General features: G+C 66.8%; 18 protein-coding genes. 10 read left to right on the top strand and 8 right to left on the bottom strand.

The window, feature by feature from the left end; translation table 11 throughout:
* The first annotated feature begins 72 nt into the window (after positions 1-72).
* The 3 genes from IEY14_RS14185 to ugpC are packed head-to-tail and all read left to right on the top strand — an operon-like array spanning position 73 to position 3000.
* Positions 73-966 carry a carbohydrate ABC transporter permease gene (locus IEY14_RS14185; protein WP_188909544.1) on the top strand — a complete coding sequence of 298 codons (894 nt, stop codon included), beginning with the start codon at positions 73-75 and terminating at the stop codon, positions 964-966.
* 10 nt (positions 967-976) lie between these two features.
* Positions 977-1864, top strand: coding sequence for an ABC transporter permease subunit (locus tag IEY14_RS14180; protein ID WP_188909543.1), 888 nt, complete (start codon positions 977-979; stop codon positions 1862-1864).
* A gap of 11 nt (positions 1865-1875) precedes the next feature.
* Entirely contained in the window at positions 1876-3000 is a 1125-nt protein-coding gene (gene ugpC, locus IEY14_RS14175; RefSeq protein ID WP_188909541.1) for a sn-glycerol-3-phosphate ABC transporter ATP-binding protein UgpC, read from the top strand.
* A 504-nt stretch (positions 3001-3504) separates the two neighbouring features.
* On the opposite strand, the gene IEY14_RS14170 is transcribed toward ugpC, so the two are convergent.
* Positions 3505-3933: an organic hydroperoxide resistance protein gene (locus tag IEY14_RS14170; protein ID WP_188909540.1), complete on the bottom strand. Its 429-nt coding sequence runs from the start codon at positions 3931-3933 to the stop codon at positions 3505-3507.
* 300 nt (positions 3934-4233) lie between these two features.
* Here IEY14_RS14170 and IEY14_RS14165 point away from each other — a divergent pair, with 300 nt between their 5' ends.
* Complete coding sequence (locus IEY14_RS14165; RefSeq protein WP_188909538.1) at positions 4234-4692, top strand: MarR family winged helix-turn-helix transcriptional regulator; 459 nt, start codon at positions 4234-4236, stop codon at positions 4690-4692.
* Entirely contained in the window at positions 4689-5228 is a 540-nt protein-coding gene (locus IEY14_RS14160; protein WP_188909536.1) for an ankyrin repeat domain-containing protein, read from the top strand. Before IEY14_RS14165 ends, IEY14_RS14160 begins: the two co-directional genes overlap by 4 nt.
* 58 nt (positions 5229-5286) lie before the next feature.
* Here the strand turns inward: IEY14_RS14160 and IEY14_RS14155 are convergent, their stop codons facing one another.
* From IEY14_RS14155 to minC, 5 genes are all read right to left on the bottom strand, one after another.
* Positions 5287-5778 (bottom strand): type II toxin-antitoxin system YhaV family toxin, encoded by a 492-nt coding sequence (locus IEY14_RS14155; protein WP_188909534.1) that lies wholly within the window; start codon positions 5776-5778, stop codon positions 5287-5289.
* Position 5779: 1 nt separating this feature from the next.
* Entirely contained in the window at positions 5780-6115 is a 336-nt protein-coding gene (locus IEY14_RS14150) for a type II toxin-antitoxin system PrlF family antitoxin (protein ID WP_188909532.1), read from the bottom strand.
* A gap of 156 nt (positions 6116-6271) precedes the next feature.
* A complete protein-coding gene (gene minE, locus IEY14_RS14145) occupies positions 6272-6556 on the bottom strand; it encodes a cell division topological specificity factor MinE (protein WP_188909530.1) in 285 nt (94 codons plus the stop codon).
* On the bottom strand, positions 6553-7368 hold the full coding sequence (gene minD, locus IEY14_RS14140) for a septum site-determining protein MinD (protein ID WP_188909528.1): 816 nt from the start codon (positions 7366-7368) through the stop codon (positions 6553-6555). Before minD ends, minE begins: the two co-directional genes overlap by 4 nt.
* A gap of 55 nt (positions 7369-7423) precedes the next feature.
* Complete coding sequence (minC, locus tag IEY14_RS14135; RefSeq protein WP_188909526.1) at positions 7424-8215, bottom strand: septum site-determining protein MinC; 792 nt, start codon at positions 8213-8215, stop codon at positions 7424-7426.
* Positions 8216-8376: 161 nt separating this feature from the next.
* Here minC and IEY14_RS14130 point away from each other — a divergent pair, with 161 nt between their 5' ends.
* Complete coding sequence (locus tag IEY14_RS14130; RefSeq protein ID WP_188909524.1) at positions 8377-8718, top strand: DUF2147 domain-containing protein; 342 nt, start codon at positions 8377-8379, stop codon at positions 8716-8718.
* A 33-nt stretch (positions 8719-8751) separates the two neighbouring features.
* On the opposite strand, the gene IEY14_RS14125 is transcribed toward IEY14_RS14130, so the two are convergent.
* Positions 8752-9423, bottom strand: coding sequence for a superoxide dismutase (locus IEY14_RS14125; RefSeq protein WP_373288977.1), 672 nt, complete (start codon positions 9421-9423; stop codon positions 8752-8754).
* Positions 9424-9524: 101 nt separating this feature from the next.
* Positions 9525-10088, bottom strand: coding sequence for an NADPH-dependent FMN reductase (locus tag IEY14_RS14120; protein ID WP_188909520.1), 564 nt, complete (start codon positions 10086-10088; stop codon positions 9525-9527).
* 246 nt (positions 10089-10334) lie between these two features.
* Here IEY14_RS14120 and IEY14_RS14115 point away from each other — a divergent pair, with 246 nt between their 5' ends.
* From IEY14_RS14115 to IEY14_RS14100, 4 genes are all read left to right on the top strand, one after another.
* Complete coding sequence (locus IEY14_RS14115; protein WP_188909518.1) at positions 10335-11927, top strand: peptide ABC transporter substrate-binding protein; 1593 nt, start codon at positions 10335-10337, stop codon at positions 11925-11927.
* Positions 11928-12160: 233 nt separating this feature from the next.
* Positions 12161-13753, top strand: a complete 1593-nt coding sequence (locus IEY14_RS14110; RefSeq protein ID WP_188909517.1) for a peptide ABC transporter substrate-binding protein — start codon at positions 12161-12163, stop codon at positions 13751-13753.
* 18 nt (positions 13754-13771) lie between these two features.
* On the top strand, positions 13772-14695 hold the full coding sequence (gene oppB, locus IEY14_RS14105; protein WP_188909515.1) for an oligopeptide ABC transporter permease OppB: 924 nt from the start codon (positions 13772-13774) through the stop codon (positions 14693-14695).
* Positions 14688-15860 (top strand): ABC transporter permease, encoded by a 1173-nt coding sequence (locus tag IEY14_RS14100; RefSeq protein ID WP_188909513.1) that lies wholly within the window; start codon positions 14688-14690, stop codon positions 15858-15860. The genes oppB and IEY14_RS14100 overlap by 8 nt, the downstream gene beginning before the upstream one ends.
* Position 15861 lies beyond the last annotated feature (1 nt).

Here is a 15861-nt window from a genome sequence, read left to right as displayed (position 1 = left end):
CGCTGACGTGACCCGCGCCGCCGGATCCTCGCCACGAGGTCCGGCGGCGCTTTTCCTTCAGGATCCTCCGCCATGAAGCGCGTCGTCTTCAAGAGCCGCTGGGTGCCTCTTCTGGCCGCCCTGCCGCAGCTCCTCCTGATCTTCCTGTTCTTCTACTGGCCCGCCGTCTCGGTGATGAACTGGGCCTTCACGCTGGAGCCCGCCTTCGGCGGCGCCGGCGAGCGCCTCTTCGTCGGCTGGGAGAACTTCACCTCCGTCTTCGCCGACGACCAGTACTGGAACTCCGTTCGCGTCAGCCTGACCTTCGCCTTTTCCGCCAGCTTCCTCACGCTCGGCATCGCCCTCGTCCTGGCGCTCGCGGTCGACCGGCAGCTCAAGGGCTCGAAGCTCTTCCGCTTCTTCTACATCTGGCCCTATGCCCTGGCGGGACCGGCCGTCGGCACGGCCTTTCTCTTCATCCTCTCGCCGGAGCGCGGGCTGATGGCGGTCGTCAACGCCGCCCATCCCGATTTCTGGAACCCGGCGAAATATGGCGGCCACGCGATGATCCTGATCGTCGCCTGCTTCGTCTGGAAATGGGTCGGCTACTGCTTCATCTTCATGCTGGCCGGCCTGCAGTCGATCCCGCGCTCGCTGACGGAAGCCGCCGCGATGGACGGCTCCGGCCCGCTGCGCCGGGCGATCGACATCCAGATCCCGCTGCTCTCGCCGACGCTGTTCCTGCTCCTCGTCCTCATCATGACGGAAAGCTTCGTCGGCAAGGACACCTACGGCATCGTCGACCGCACCACCGAGGGGGGCCCGAACAACGCCACCAATGTGATGGTGTTCAACATCGTCTCCAAGGCCTTCTACGGGCTCGACTATTCCGGCGCCGCCGCCCAGAGCCTCATCGTCATCGGCCTCATCATGATCTTCACCTTCGTCCAGTTCCGCTTCGTCGAGCGGCGCGTGCACTATCGCTGAGGGCCCGGCCATGATCGAGAAAACGCCGCTGGCCAATATCGTCACCTACGGCATCCTCCTCGCCGCGCTCGCGACGGTGCTGCTGCCCTTCTGGATCGTCTTCTGCGCCGCGACGCAGTCGGTGCAGCAGGTGAACGCCGTGCCCTTCAGCTTCCTGCCGGGCGGCGACATGCTGCAGAACTTCGCCGCCGCCTGGCAGCGCGCCGGGCTCGGCACGGCGCTCCTCAACAGCTTCGCGATGGCGGGGCTCGTGACGGGCGGCAAGATCGCCGTCTCGGCGCTCAGCGCCTTCGCCATCGTCTATTTCCGCTCGCGCTGGGGCCTCGTCTTCTTCTGGCTGGTCTTCCTGACGCTGATGCTGCCGCTCGAAGTGCGCGTCGTGCCGACCTACAACATCGCCGCCGACGCCTTCCAGCCCTTCCGCCTCCTGATCCAGTTCCTGACCGGCATCGAGATCAGCTTCGACTGGAACCTCCTCAACACCTATTCCGGCCTGACGCTGCCGCTCGTCGCCACCGCCACCGGCACCTTCCTGTTCCGCCAGTTCTTCATGACCGTGCCGGACGAGCTGGCGGAGGCGGCCCGCATGGACGGCTCCGGCCCCTGGCGCTTCTTCGTCGACATCCTCCTGCCGCTGTCGCGCACCAACATGCTGGCGCTCGCCACCATCCTCTTCGCCGATACCTGGAACCAGTATCTCTGGCCGCGCCTGATGGTGACGGACCCCGCCTATATGACGGCGATGACGGCGCTGCGCATCCTGCGCCCGTCCGAGAACGGCCTGCCGGACTGGAACGTCACCAATGCCGGCGCCCTGATCATCGTCCTGCCCCCACTCATCGTCGTCGCCGTGCTGCAACGCTGGTTCGTGCGCGGCCTCATCGCAACCGAGAAATAAGGAGGATTGTGATGGCGCGCATCGACATCCGAAACCTTCAGAAATCCTATGGCGCCGCCACGCGGACGCTGCACGGCATCGACCTCGCCTTCGAATCCGGCGAGTTCGTCGTCATCCTCGGCCCGTCGGGCTGCGGCAAGTCCACGCTCCTGCGCATGATCGCGGGGCTGGAAGACATTACCGGCGGCGAGATCGCCATCGACGGACAGGTGGTGAACCGGCTGGAGCCGCGCGAGCGCGGCTGCGCCATGGTGTTCCAGAACTACGCGCTCTATCCGCATATGACGGTGGCGGCGAATATCGGCTACGCGCTGAAGGTGGCGGGCGTGCCGAAGGCGGAGCGCGAGCGGCGGGTGCGCGAGACGGCGGCGATCGTCGGCCTCGCCGACTTCCTCGACCGCAAGCCGGCGGCGCTCTCCGGCGGCCAGCGCCAGCGCGTCGCCATGGGCCGCGCCATCGTGCGCGAGCCGCGCGTCTTCCTGTTCGACGAGCCGCTCTCCAATCTCGACGCCAAGCTGCGCGTGTCGATGCGCGCCGAGATCCGCAAGCTGCACAAGCGCCTGTCGGCGACCTCGATCTTCGTCACCCACGACCAGGTGGAGGCGATGACCCTCGCCGACCGGCTGGTGGTGATGAACAGGGGCCATGTCGAGCAGGTCGGCCGGCCGCTCGACATCTATCACCGCCCGCGCACCACCTTCGTCGCCGGCTTCATCGGCGCGCCGGCGATGAATCTCGTCACGGCGACGGTACAGCTCGGCGGCGCCGAGCTGATGCTCGGCCGCATCGCCCTGCAGCTCGCCGCGCCTCTGACGGCGATCCGCGCCGGGACGGGCGTGACGCTCGGCATCCGGCCGGAAAATGTCGAGATCGTGCCGCCCGGCACGCCGGGCGCTCTGCCGGTGACCGTCGATTTCGTCGAGGAGCTCGGCGCCTCGCGCGCGATCCACACCCAGGGCGACGGCTTCCAGCTCGCCGTCACGACGAGCGGCCTGGAGGAGCCGGCGAGCGGCGACCGCCTGCATCTGCGCCTGCCGGCGAAGGACCTGCATCTCTTCTCGCCCGACACCGGCATCCGCCTGGACGAGGCGGCACCGGCGGCGACGGAAACGCAGCGCGAAAGCGTGCCCGCCTGAACGGCGAAGCTTCGCCTTCTCCCGAGCCGGGAGAAGGTCCCGGCAGGGGGATGAGGGAAGCGTAGGGCGCTTCGCGATCCGTATTTCAGTTGTGGAGGAGCACCGCTGCCGGGTGCCCTACGGCTCCCTCACCCGCCTGCCGGCACCCTCTCCCGACTCGGGAGAGGGACGCGGTTTCGTCGTCCGCGCTTCATGGAGGCACATGCCTTCCAGGTGAAGGCCCTCTTCCTCAACCTCCCCAAGCCCCGCCGGACCGGGCGCCCTTTCCTCTCCCCTGCGGGGAGAGGGTGGCCGCGAAGCGGCCGGGTGAGGGGCACGCGGCGGTGGAGACTGGCGGACCACCGCTCGGCTGCGTCGCCCCCTCATCGCCTGCCGGCACTTCTCCCCGCAGGGGAGAAGAAATCCTTCCGGCCCTCGTCGCGGCCCCTATCCGAGTTCCGCCTCGAACGCGAAGGCCCTCCCCGCCAGCGGGAAGGGCCCTCAAGATCCAAGGATCGGTCGGGATCAGGCCAGCGTCAGGCCGACATTCACATTGCCGCGCGTGGCGTTGGAATAGGGGCAGACCTCGTGGGCGGCGGCGATCAGCTTCTCGCCTTCCGCCCGGTCGACGCCCGGCAGGTCGATCGTCAGATCGGCCGTGATGCCGTAGCCGCCTTCCGAGCGTGGGCCGAAGCCGATCTCGGCCGTCACCGTGGCCTCGGCCGGCACCTTCACGCCGACTTTGGAAGAGACGGCGCGCATCGCGCCGAGGAAGCAGGCCGAATAGCCGGCGGCGAAGAGCTTCTCGGGATTGGCGCCGGGGCCGCCCGGGCCGCCCATCTCCTTCGGCACGACCAGCTTGACGTCGACCGAACCGTCGTCGGACCGGGCGGCGCCGTCGCGCCCGCCGCCATTGGCGGTGGCCTTGGTCTTGTAGATGACGTCGACGGGCATGGGACTTCTCCTTGAAGAACGGGACTGGGAGGGGATGGCGCCGCCGCGAGGGCGGCGCAAGGGGTGTTACCGCGCGGCCTTCGCCGCGTCCTCGATCACCTTGGCGACGGCGGCACCGGACGCGGAGAAAAGGGCAGCGAGGCCGCGAAGCGAATGGCGGATCATCGTCACGGCCGGGTTTCCTATATCGCCATCACTGTTATCGCGATAACTGTTTTCTAGGCCGATTCGTTTCCCTTGTCCAGCGCATATTTATCGCGATATGAATTTGCGACACCGGATATCCGACGAGCCGCCCGCATGAGTGCCCGCCCCGCCCTGCTTCCTCTCGACGAGCATCTCTGCTTCTCGCTCTATGGCGCGTCCATGGCGGTCGGGCGCATCTACAAGCCGCTGCTCGACACGCTCGGCCTTACCTATCCGCAATATCTGGTTCTGACGGCGCTCCGGGAGGGCGGCGCGATGAGCGTCGGGGCGGTGGCGGAGCGGCTGCTGCTCGAATCGAGCACCGTGACGCCGCTTCTGAAGCGGCTTCAGGCGGCGGGCCTTGTCGAGCGCGAGCGCAATCCCGAGAACGAGCGGCAGGTGATCGTGCGGCTGACGCCGGCCGGCGGAGCGCTGCGCGAGCGCTGCGCCTGTCTCGGCGAACGGCTCGTCGCCGCCTCCGGCATGACGATCGCCGAGCTCGGCCGCTTGAACGGCGAGGCGCGGCGGTTGAGGGACAATCTGGCGAAGGCGCAGGACGAGGACAGGACATGACGGACCAGCCGGCCGATGCGGCAATGGCGGAATTTGCCGGGCGCCTGTTCCAGGCGGCGCGGGACGGCGACGCGGCTTGGCTCGGCGCCTGTCTCGACAACGGCCTGCCGCCCGATCTCGCCAACGAGAAGGGCGACAGCCTCCTGATGCTGGCGGCCTATCACGGCCGGACGGAAGCCGTGGCGCTGCTGCTGCGGCATGGCGCCGATCCCGACCGGCCGAACGATCGCGGTCAGACACCGCTCGCCGGCGCCGCCTTCAAGGGCGAACACGGCGTCGCCGAGGCGCTGCTGCGCGGCGGCGAGGCGGTCGATCACGCGGGGCCGGACGGGCGCACCGCCCTGATGGTCGCCGCGATGTTCGACCGGGTCGAGCTGATCGACCTCCTCATCGCCCATGGCGCCGATGCAGAGCGCCGGACGCCGGACGGCGTGACGGCCCTCGGTGCCGCGAAGGCGATGGGCGCGGCCCGAGCGGCCAGGCGGCTGGAGGAAGGGGCGGGCGAGGCGAGAGCCGAGACCATGGACCGCGGCTGAAACTCTCGTTCGGGCTTCCTCTCCGAGCCCGGCCAGTGCCCTTCCCCGAGACCGTCCGTCACGGTTTCGGAAGCGATGCTCTTTCCAATCGCCCGACGGCCTTGGGGTCGGAAGCCTGTTCGTGCAGCGCGTCCCAATCATCGGGCGGGTGGCCGTCGTCGAGCATTCCCTTGAAGACCCTATAGGCGTCCGTCCTGGCGCCATAGGTGCGCAACGTGTTCTCGTCGTTCACCCAGGCGAAGATGATGACTTTGCTGGCGCTGCTGTACCGGAAGAAAAGCCGGAAACGGCCATTGCCGAACTTGGCGCGAAACCAGTGCTTGCGATCTTCGCCAAGGGTCGAACCCTGGCGATAGAGGGCCGCCGTCGGGTCCGATGGGATCGTGACGGCGACGAGCTGGACCAGGGCCGCGAGCAGCTTGGCATCGGCGGATTTCCGATAGTCCTCCGGGTTCTTCACCTGCAGCGCATCGACACTCTCGATCAGCCTTTCCCACTGATCGAGAAAGAGAGGATGGGCAAGGACGGCCCAGCCATTGATCGTCAGCATGTCAGATCGATACGTCCCCCTCGATCTCGGCGTCGAGATCGACCGCCATCCCCGCCGTCAGGGCAACAGCGCGGTCGAGCAGGGACTGCGGGAAGGGAACGATGGACGTCTCGGGATGCTGGGTCATGTCCCGTGCAAGGAATTCGAGAAAGCGGTCGATCACGGGATCGGCGGCCTCCTCGGCCTCGGCCTTCTGGAGATAGACGCGACGTTGCTCGTCGACGAAGAAGGCGATGCGCCCGCCATAGTCGACCCCCAGCGCCTGTCGAACGGACTTTGGCACGGTGGTCTGCCCCTTGGCGGTGATGGTGCTCTCTTCCTTCAGCATGGCTGCCATGAAGGACCTCCTGGATCGCTCCGACGAAATGTAAGGAATATTCCTTACATGATCAAGAATGGTCCTCTGGCTTTGGTGCGCTGAGTCGTCGGCTGGCATTCACGAAAAAGGGCGGCGGATCGCTCCGCCGCCCCTGTCATCCCGCGAGGGAATATTTCAGCGCACGATGGACAGCGCCGGCTTGGCGCTGACATGGCTCGGCATCTCGATATCGACCTCGAGCGTCGAGACGACGTCGCCGCGATCCATCTTGACGCGCACCTTGTCGCGCTCGATCGAGACATGCTTGGCGATCACCGCGATGATCTCCTCGCGCAGCACGCCGACGAGATCGGCCTGGCCGATCTCGGCCCGCTCGTGCTGGAGCAGGATCTGCAGACGCTCGCGCGCGGCGGGCGCGGTGGAGTGCTGCCGCTTCTGGAACAGTCCGAACAGGCTCATGCGGCCCTCCGGCTGAAGATCCGGCCGAACAGGCTGCGGCGGTCGCCCGGCACGGTCATCGCCACCTGCTCGCCGAGAAGGCGCCGCGCGGCGTCGCGATAGGCGCGGGCCGGCGCGCTCGTATTGTCGGCCATGGTGACGGGCGTGCCGAGATTGGAGGCGCGCAGCACGTCCATGCTTTCCGGCACGATGCCGAGCAGCGGGATCGACAGGATCTCCAGGACGTCGTCCACCTTCAGCATGTCGCCGCGCTCGGCCCGCACCGCGTCGTAGCGGGTAAGGAGGAGGTGCTTCTCGATCCGCTCGCCCCGCTCGGCCCGCGCCGTCTTAGCGTCGAGAAGGCCGATGATGCGGTCGGAATCGCGCACCGAGGAGACTTCCGGATTGGTGACGACCACCGCGATATCGGCATGGCGCATGGCGAGCGTCGCGCCGCGCTCGATGCCGGCGGGCGAGTCGCAGACCACCCAGTCGAAGCGCTCGTGCAGCTCGTCCATCAGGCGGCCGACGCCTTCCTGCGTCAGGTTGTCCTTGTCGCGGGTCTGCGAGGCCGGCAGGAGATGCAGCGTCTCGACGCGCTTGTCGCGGATCAGCGCCTGGGCGAGCTTGGCGTCGCCCTGGACGACGTTGATCAGATCGTAGACGACGCGACGTTCGGCGCCCATCACCAGATCGAGATTGCGCAGGCCGACGTCGAAGTCGACGACGCAGACATTCTGTCCCATTTCGGCGATCGCGGCGCCGAGGGCCGCCGTCGTCGTCGTCTTGCCGACGCCTCCCTTGCCGGAGGTCACCACCACCACTTTCGCCATTATCGTCGCTTCCTTCTTTTCGCTTCTTGTCGCCGTTCTGGAAAGGGATCGCGGCCTAGACGAGGGCCACGGTCTTCAGCATCTCGCCGTCGAGCCAGGCCTGCATCGGCCGCCCGCGCAGGGCCGGCTCGATGTCCTCGGCGGTCTTGTAGAGGCCGTCGATGGCGATCAGCTCGGCCTCGAGTTTCTGGCAGAAGATCCGCGCCTTCGGATCGCCCGCGGCGCCCGCCAGCGCCCGGCCGCGAAGCGCGCCGTAGATATGGACCGAGCCGCCGGCGATGACCTCGGCGCCGGAGGAGACCGAGCCGAGCACGGTCACGTCGCCCTCGGTGAAGACGATCTGCTGGCCGGAGCGCACCGTCGTCTCGATGATCAGCGAGGACGGGGCGGGCGGCATGGCATAGGTGATGGCCGGGGCGGCGGGCGCGGGTTCGGCCGGCTCGGCGGCGGGCGTCGCCGCCGCCTCGGCTTCCGCCGCGACCGGCGCCGGCTCGGATTTCGGCGCGTCGGGCGCCGGCTGCGGGAAATCCTCCACCGACCGGCCGCCCTGCATCAGGGGCGGCATGCCCGGGCCGACCTGGCTCGGCAGCACGCCTTCGAGGCCCATGATGCGCACGTTGCGCTCCGACAGCGCGGCGATCAGGCCCGCCACGTCCTCGCGCGTTACGGTGACGGCCGAGAGGTCGAGCACGATCGGCCGGCCGAGAAAGAAGCCGGTCGAGCGCTTGGCGAGATCGTCGAGGCTGGCGAGCCAGTCGACGAAGGGCAGTTCCGGCGACAGGACCAGCGCCAGGAAGGAACGGCCACGAAGGCGGACGGGCTTGGGCGCTGAGGGTTGGTCGGTCATCATCGGCATCCGGGCCGGCGGGGTTCGCGCCGGTTAACGAAGCCTTAAGCTAGACGGCGGAACTGACTGGAGCCTTGCGTCTTCAACGAAAGCTTAACGATTGGAAAGCCTCGCCTCGCTCCCCATCTGAGGCGCTTTCCCATCCGAACCGGAGCCTTTCGATGCTGAGATCATCCCTCGCCGCCCTTTGCCTCCTGTCGCTCGGCGCCGGCAGCGCGCTGGCGGAGGAACCCATTCTCGGCCAATGGCGCTCGCCCGGCGGCCGGATCGTCGAGGTCAAGGATTGCGGCGGGCAATTCTGCGCGACGGTGCTGACCGGCCAGCACAAGGGCAAGAGCGTCGGCACGCTGAGCGGCAAGGGCGGCGAATATCGCGGCACCGTCACCGATCCGCGCGACGACCGCGACTATGCCGGCACCGCCAAAGTGGAAGGCTCGCGCCTCGTGCTCGAAGGCTGCGCCCTGAAGGTGTTCTGCCGGAAGCAGAGCTGGACGCGCGCCTGAGGGCGCGCGCTTCCCGCCCAAGGGCTGCGCCCGTCAGGCCGGCAGGCGCGCCCCGACGAAGCGCCAGTTGACCAGCCGGTCCAGCACCGCCTTCACATGCTCGGCCTTGCGGTTCTCGTAGTCGAGATAATAGGCGTGTTCCCAGACGTCGATGCCGCAGAGCGGCGTCAGCCCCTCCGTCAGGGGATTGCCGGCATCCTGCATGGAGAGGACGCGCAGGGCCCGCCCGTCGCTCGCCAGCCAGACCCAGCCGGTGCCGAAGACCTTGTCGGCGCTCTCGGTCATGGCCTGTTTCAGCCCGTCCACGCCGCCGAAGGTGCTTTGCGCCAGATCGAGGAACCGGCCTTCCGGCGCCGCCGGCCCGCCCTCGAACTGGTTCCAGTAGAGGACATGGTTCCAGGCCTGCCCGGCCTGGTTGAAGATCGCCTGATCGCCCGCCGCGTGGGAGCGGGTGACGACCTCTTCCAGGGGCAGGCCCGCATAGGGCGTCTCGGCGGCGAGCTGGTTCAGCTTGTCGAAATAGGCCTTGTGATGCTTGCCGTAATGCAGCGCCACGGTGCGCGGCGAGATGACCGGGGCGAGCGCGTCCTCGGCATAGGGCAGCTTCGGCTGCGCGAAGGGCGTCGGCGCCGCCCGGCCGGTGCCGGGGGCGAGAAGGCCCGCCGCCGCGCCGCCGGCGGCGGCCAGAAGGGTTCTGCGATTCATCGGCATCGGCCTTTCTCCCTTGCGTCGCGAGGACAGTTAGGCAGCCGGCCGCCGGAAACAGGCGCGCGCCGCCTCGCGCCCGCCTGAATTCCTCGTGAGGATCAGGCGCGCAGGACCTTCAGCGCCTCGGCCCATTTCTTCAATTCGTTCAGCATCTGCGTCGCGGAGGAGCGATGCGGCTCCTTCGCCTCGAAGCCGCTCGGGCCGAGATGCTCGAAGAAGGCCGGCACCGCCACCTGTTCCGGGATGGGCATCGCCTTCACGGTGGTCAGGATCGGCTTGGCCGCCTGCACGGCGCGCGTGCCGCCCGAAAGGCCGGCATAGGAGACGAAGCCGACCGGCTTGTAGCCCCATTCGCGATGCAGGTAGTTCACCGCGTTGAAGAAGCTCGGCGGCGGCATGTAGTTGTATTCCGGCATGACGAAGACGATGGCGTCGGCGGGCGCGATGGCGGCGCTCCAGCGCTTGGTGTGCTCGTGTTGATAGAGCCCCTTCATCGGATGTTCCGGCTCGTCGAAGATTGGCAGGGCGATCTCGGCGAGATCGATCTCCTTCACCTCGAAGGCGCCATGGTCGCGCGCATGCGCCGCGAACCAGGCGGCGAAAAGCGGCCCCTTGCGGCCGGGGCGCGTCGAGACGGTGACGACGGCGAGAGTGAGGCTCATGAGCGGGGCATCCTTGGCATGGAGATCCTCCGACCGATCTAGCGACGGCGCCGCGCCGCGTCAGCGCCATTCGCGGTGACGAAGCGTTCACCGAAACGGGGCGACGGCGCAGAAGGCCCGCTTTCGAGGCAATCCGTGGAATGCGCGAAAAGCGTGCATATTTAGCTGGACAACGAAGAGATCGCATGGTCAGGCATGTCCCAGCCTGCACATCCACCGATTGTCCCGGCTTCGGAAGGATCGATCATGTCCCACGCCCTCTCTCAGCGCGGCGCGGCCCTCGCCGCTCTGCTTCTCGCCTCCACCGCCCTCGCTTCGGCCGAGACCGTGCTCCATCGCGGCAATGCCGGCGAACCGCAGACCCTCGATCAGGCCCATGTCTCGATCGACATCGAAGGCTATGTGATCTCCGATCTCTACGAGGGACTGGTCGTCTACGGACCGGACGGCAAGGTAATCCCAGGCGCCGCCGAAAGCTGGACGATCTCCGACGATAAGACGACCTACCGGTTCAAGCTGCGCGACAATGCCAAATGGTCGGACGGCTCGCCGGTGACGGCGGAGGACTTCGTCTTCTCCTATCGCCGCTTCGAGGACCCGAAGGAGGCGGCGGGTTACGCCAATCTCTTCTACCCGGTCAAGAATGCCGAGGCGATCAACACCGGCGCCATGGCCGTCGACCAGCTCGGCGTGAAGGCGGTGGACGCCAAGACGCTGGAAATCACGCTGGAGCGGCCGACGCCCTATCTCCTCGAACTCCTCGCGCACTATGCCGTCGCGCCGGTCAACAAGGCGAGCGTCGAGAAGAACGGCAAGGATTTCGTGAAACCGGGTCTGATGGTCTCGAACGGCGCCTTCATGCTGACGGAGAACATCGCCAACGACCACATCACGGTGGTGAAGAACCCGAACTACTGGGACGCCGCCAACGTCAAGCTCGATAAGGTGATTTTCTATCCGACCGAGGATCAGGCGGCCGCCGCGCGGCGCTTCGAGGCAGGCGAGCTCGACGTGAATTACGGCTTTCCGAGCGAGCAGACGGACTACCTGAAGCAGAAGCTCGGCGCCGACCAGATCCGCATCGCGCCGCAATTGTCGACCTATTACTACGCCTTCGACACGCGCCACGAGCCGTTCAATGACGTGCGCGTCCGCAAGGCATTGGCCATGGCGATCGATCGCGAGTTCCTGGCACGGGAGATCTACAAGGGCGCCCAGATCCCCTTCTACGGCACCGTGCCGCCCGGCATCCCGAACTATGGCGAGCCGGAAAAGTCGGACTACGCGGATCTCGACCAGCTCGACCGCGAGGACAAGGCGAAGGAGCTCTTGAAGGAAGCCGGCTATGGCGAGGGCGGCAAGCCGCTGAAGATCGACATCCGCTACAACACCAATTCCAATCACGAGAAGGTCGCGACGGCCATGGCCGGCAACTGGAAGGCGCTCGGCGCCGCCGTGACGCTGACCAATCTCGATGTGAAGTCGCATTACGCCTATCTGAACGACGGCGGCAGCTTCGACGTGGCGCGCGCGAGCTGGGGCGCGGACTATGCCGATGCGGAGAACTTCCTGGCGCTCGACATCTCGACCAACAAGACCTTCAACTACGGTCACTGGAAGAACGAGAAATACGATGCGCTGATGGCCCAATCCTATACGGAAATGGACCCGGCCAAGCGCTCCGCCCTCCTGCACGAGGCGGAAAGGATTGTTCTGTCCGAGGAGCCGATCACGACGCTAATGGTGTCGGCATCCTCCTGGCTCGTTTCCAACAAGGTCAAGGGCTGGCAGGAGAACGGCGTCAACAAGCACCTGTCGAAATTTCTGAGCAAGGAATAGGGTCGGAACCCGCCGGCCCGCGCCCTGCCCCACGGCCGGGCGCCCGGCCGCCGAAGGCTCTCGGCGCGGCGTGAGCCTTCGGGCTTCCCGATCGGATCGGAGATCCGCGCCCCGCGATCCCCATCGCTCAAGCGGTTCGGATTTCTATTTCGCTGGACAAGGGCGCCTCGGCATGATGAGGCGACCCGATACGAAGACATCCCCCGATTGTCCCAGTCTCGGAAGGATCGACCATGAATCGTCTTTCGCTCGCCCGCGGCACCACGCTCGCCGCCCTGCTTCTCGCCTCCACCGCTCTCGCTTCGGCCGAGACCGTGCTCCATCGCGGCAATGGCGGCGAACCGCAGACCCTCGACCAGGCCCATACCTCGATCGATGTCGAGGGGAACGTCATCTCCGATCTCTACGAGGGGTTGGTCGTCTATGGCCCGGACGGTAAGCCCGTCCCCGGCGCCGCCGAAAGCTGGACGATCTCCGACGATAAGATGGTCTATACGTTCAAGCTGCGCGACAATGCGAAGTGGTCGGACGGCTCGCCGGTGACGGCGGAGGACTTCGTCTTCTCCTATCGCCGCTTCGAGGACCCAAAGGAGGCGGCGGGCTATGCCAATCTCCTCTACCCCATCAAGAATGCCGAGGCGATCAGCACCAAGGGCATGGCTGTCGACCAGCTCGGCGTGAAGGCGGTGGACGCCAAGACGCTGGAGATCACGCTGGAACGGCCGACGCCCTATCTCCTCGAACTCCTCGCGCATTACGCCGTCGCGCCGGTCAACAAGGCGAGCGTCGAGAAGAACGGCAAGGATTTCGTGAAACCGGGTCTGATGGTCTCGAACGGCGCCTTCATGCTGTCCGAGAACGTCGCCAACGACCATATCACGGTGGTGAAGAACCCGAACTACTGGGACGCCGCGAACGTCAAGCTCGACAAGGTGATCTTCTATCCGCTGGAAGATCAGCCGGCGGCGGTCCGCCGCTTCCAGGCCGGCGAGCTGGACGTCAACTATTATTTCCCGACCGATCAGACCGACTATCTGCGCAAGCAGCTCGGTGCCGATCAGGTTCACATGTCGGCATCTCTCGCGAGCTACTATTACGCTTTCGACACGCGCCACGAGCCGTTCAATGACGTGCGCGTTCGCAAGGCTCTCGCCATGGCGATCGATCGCGAATTCCTGTCGCACGAGATTTTCCAGGACGGCCAGCAGCCGCTCTACAGCGCCGTGCCGCCCGGCATTGCGACTTATGGCGAGCCCGAAAAAGTCGACTATGCCGGCCTGGATCAGCTCGACCGCGAGGACAAGGCGAAGGAGCTCTTGAAGGAAGCCGGCTATGGCGAGGGCGGCAAGCCGCTGAAGATCGACATCCGCTACAACACCAACGCCAATCACGAGAAGGTGGCGACCGCCGTCGCCGACAACTGGAAGGCGCTGGGCGCCACCGTGACGCTGACCAATCTCGATGTGAAATCGCATTACGCTTATCTGCAGGAAGGCGGCGCCTTCGATGTGGCGCGTGCCGGCTGGACGGCCGACTATGCCGATGCCGAGAGTTTCCTGGCGCTCAACATCTCGACCAACAAGACCTTCAACTACGGCCATTGGTCGAATCCGAAGTATGATGCGGCGATGGCGGCATCCTACAAGGAGACCGATCCGGCCAAGCGCGCTGCGTTCCTACACGAGGCGGAAAAGATCCTTTTGGCCGAGGAGCCGGTGACGACACTCATGGTCTTCGGCTCGCCCTGGCTGGTCTCCAACAAGATCAAAGGCTGGCAGGACAATCCGGTGAACTATCACCTCTCGAAATTCCTGAGCAAGGACTAAGGGCGGGACTTTCGCAACGTGCTCCGCTTCATCCTGCGTCGGCTGGCGAGCGCCCTGCCGACGCTCTTCATCGTCGTCACCCTGTCCTTCTTCCTGATCCGCTTCGCGCCGGGCGGGCCGTTCAATCTCGAACGGCCGCTGCCGCCGCAGATCATGGAGAACATGATCCGCGCCTACGGGCTCGACCTGCCGCTCTGGCGGCAATATCTCGACTATCTCGGCAATGTCGTCCAAGGCGATTTCGGGCCGAGCTATGTCTATCGCGACTTCTCGGTCGGCCAGCTCATCCTGCAGAGCCTGCCCTTCTCGATGCAGCTCGGCGCCTATGCGCTGGTCCTCGCCCTTGTCGGCGGCGTCGCGGCCGGCGTCTTCGCCGCGCTCCGGCGCAACGGGCTCGTCGACTATCTGATCATGTCGGTGGCGACGATCGGCGTCACCGTGCCGAACTTCGTCGTCGCGCCCGTCCTGTCGCTGGTCTTCGCCGTCCTGCTCGGCCTTCTGCCGGCCGGCGGCTGGGGCGACGGCTCGGCGCGCTTCCTGTTCCTGCCGACCCTCGCGCTCGCCCTGCCGCAGGTCGCCGTCTTCGCCCGGCTGACGCGCGGCGCGATGATCGAGGCTCTGGCCGCCGACCATATCCGCACCGCCCGCGCCTATGGTCTCCCGGCCCGGGCCGTGGTGGTGACCCATGCGATGCGCGGCGCCATGCTGCCCGTCGTCTCCTATCTCGCCCCCGCCGCCACCGCCCTTCTCACCGGCTCCGTGGTGATCGAGCAGGTCTTCGGCATTCCGGGCGTCGGGCGCTATTTCGTGCTCGGCGCGCTCAATCGCGACTACACGCTGGTGATGGGCACGGTGGTGCTCGTCGCCGTCTTCATCACCGTCCTCAATCTCCTGGTCGACATCCTCTACGCGCTGCTCGACCCGCGGATCCGCCATGACTGACTTCACCACTCTCGCGCCGGCGCCCGATCCGGGCCCGAGGCCGGGCGCGCCGGAGGCTCCCGCCGCCGGCGAGGCGCGCGGCCGCAGCCTGTCGCAGCTGGCGCTGCGCCGCCTCCTGCGCAACCGCCCCGCCATCGCCGGTCTCGTCGTCCTCGTCCTGGTGACGCTCTTCTCCTTCGTCGGCCCGCTCTTCGTCGCGCATGGCTACGACCAGATCTTCACCTCCTATGTCGCGGTGCCGCCGAGCCTGACGCCGCGCCCGACCGAGGCGCGCCTCGCCGAGGCGATGACGGATGCCGCCCGGCGCGCGCGGGCCGGCGTCGAGGGCTTCGCCGTCGCGGGCCATCGCTTCACCGCCACGCTGACGAGCGACCGCCCGCTCGACCCGCGCGTCACGCGCTATGTCGACCGCGCCGAGGAATTCGACGACACCGAAGTGACCGGCACGGCGGAGGACGGCAGGCGCCTCGCCATCGCCGGCACGGTGCAGCGCGAGCGCTTCGTCTTCGGCACCGATGCCTCGGGCCGCGATCTCCTGCCGCGCGTCATGGTGGGCGGGCGCATCTCGCTCACCGTCGGCCTCCTCGCCAGCCTCGTCAGCCTCGTCATCGGCGTCGCCTACGGGGCGATCGCCGGCTATGCGGGCGGGCGGGTCGACAATGTGATGATGCGCTTCATCGAGATCCTCTATTCGCTGCCCTTCGTCTTCATGGTGATCATGCTGGTCGTGTTCTTCGGCCGGTCCTTCATCCTGATCTTCCTGGTGATCGGCCTCACCGAATGGCTCGACATGGCGCGCATCGTGCGCGGCCAGACGCTGTCGCTGAAGCGGCGGGAATTCGTCGCGGCGGCCGGCGCCATGGGCCTCACCGACTGGCAGATCATCCGCCGCCACGTCATCCCCAACACGATCGGCCCGGTGATCGTCTTCATCACCGTCGTCGTGCCGAAGGTGATCCTTCTCGAAAGCTTCCTGTCCTTTCTCGGCCTCGGCGTCCAGGCGCCGCTGACGAGCTGGGGGGCGCTCATCGCCGACGGCACCAGCACCATGCAGGCGGCGCCCTGGATGCTGATCATTCCCGCCGTCTTCTTCGTCGCGACGCTGTTCTCCCTGAACTTCCTCGGCGACGGGTTGCGCGACGCGCTCGATCCGAAGGTGCGCTGAG

The sequence above is a fragment of the Aureimonas endophytica genome (assembly GCF_014642635.1).
GTDB lineage: Bacteria > Pseudomonadota > Alphaproteobacteria > Rhizobiales > Rhizobiaceae > Plantimonas > Plantimonas endophytica.
Note: the sequence above shows the minus strand (reverse complement) of the source record. Positions and strands in the feature narration are given on the sequence as shown.

What these genes read in the sequence shown, in the direction of transcription:
- IEY14_RS14170 (WP_188909540.1), bottom strand. Translation starts at nt 3,933, where the DNA reads ATGCCCGTCGACGTCATCTACAAGACCAAGGCCACCGCCAATGGCGGC.
- minE (WP_188909530.1), bottom strand. Translation starts at nt 6,556, where the DNA reads ATGAGCCTGTTCGGACTGTTCCAGAAGCGGCAGCACTCCACCGCGCCC.
- IEY14_RS14115 (WP_188909518.1), top strand. Translation starts at nt 10,335, where the DNA reads ATGTCCCACGCCCTCTCTCAGCGCGGCGCGGCCCTCGCCGCTCTGCTT.
- IEY14_RS14100 (WP_188909513.1), top strand. Translation starts at nt 14,688, where the DNA reads ATGACTGACTTCACCACTCTCGCGCCGGCGCCCGATCCGGGCCCGAGG.
- IEY14_RS14110 (WP_188909517.1), top strand. Translation starts at nt 12,161, where the DNA reads ATGAATCGTCTTTCGCTCGCCCGCGGCACCACGCTCGCCGCCCTGCTT.
- IEY14_RS14155 (WP_188909534.1), bottom strand. Translation starts at nt 5,778, where the DNA reads ATGCTGACGATCAATGGCTGGGCCGTCCTTGCCCATCCTCTCTTTCTC.
- ugpC (WP_188909541.1), top strand. Translation starts at nt 1,876, where the DNA reads ATGGCGCGCATCGACATCCGAAACCTTCAGAAATCCTATGGCGCCGCC.
- IEY14_RS14120 (WP_188909520.1), bottom strand. Translation starts at nt 10,088, where the DNA reads ATGAGCCTCACTCTCGCCGTCGTCACCGTCTCGACGCGCCCCGGCCGC.
- IEY14_RS14160 (WP_188909536.1), top strand. Translation starts at nt 4,689, where the DNA reads ATGACGGACCAGCCGGCCGATGCGGCAATGGCGGAATTTGCCGGGCGC.
- IEY14_RS14180 (WP_188909543.1), top strand. Translation starts at nt 977, where the DNA reads ATGATCGAGAAAACGCCGCTGGCCAATATCGTCACCTACGGCATCCTC.
- minC (WP_188909526.1), bottom strand. Translation starts at nt 8,215, where the DNA reads ATGACCGACCAACCCTCAGCGCCCAAGCCCGTCCGCCTTCGTGGCCGT.
- IEY14_RS14125 (WP_373288977.1), bottom strand. Translation starts at nt 9,423, where the DNA reads ATGAATCGCAGAACCCTTCTGGCCGCCGCCGGCGGCGCGGCGGCGGGC.
- IEY14_RS14165 (WP_188909538.1), top strand. Translation starts at nt 4,234, where the DNA reads ATGAGTGCCCGCCCCGCCCTGCTTCCTCTCGACGAGCATCTCTGCTTC.
- minD (WP_188909528.1), bottom strand. Translation starts at nt 7,368, where the DNA reads ATGGCGAAAGTGGTGGTGGTGACCTCCGGCAAGGGAGGCGTCGGCAAG.
- IEY14_RS14130 (WP_188909524.1), top strand. Translation starts at nt 8,377, where the DNA reads ATGCTGAGATCATCCCTCGCCGCCCTTTGCCTCCTGTCGCTCGGCGCC.
- IEY14_RS14150 (WP_188909532.1), bottom strand. Translation starts at nt 6,115, where the DNA reads ATGGCAGCCATGCTGAAGGAAGAGAGCACCATCACCGCCAAGGGGCAG.
- IEY14_RS14185 (WP_188909544.1), top strand. Translation starts at nt 73, where the DNA reads ATGAAGCGCGTCGTCTTCAAGAGCCGCTGGGTGCCTCTTCTGGCCGCC.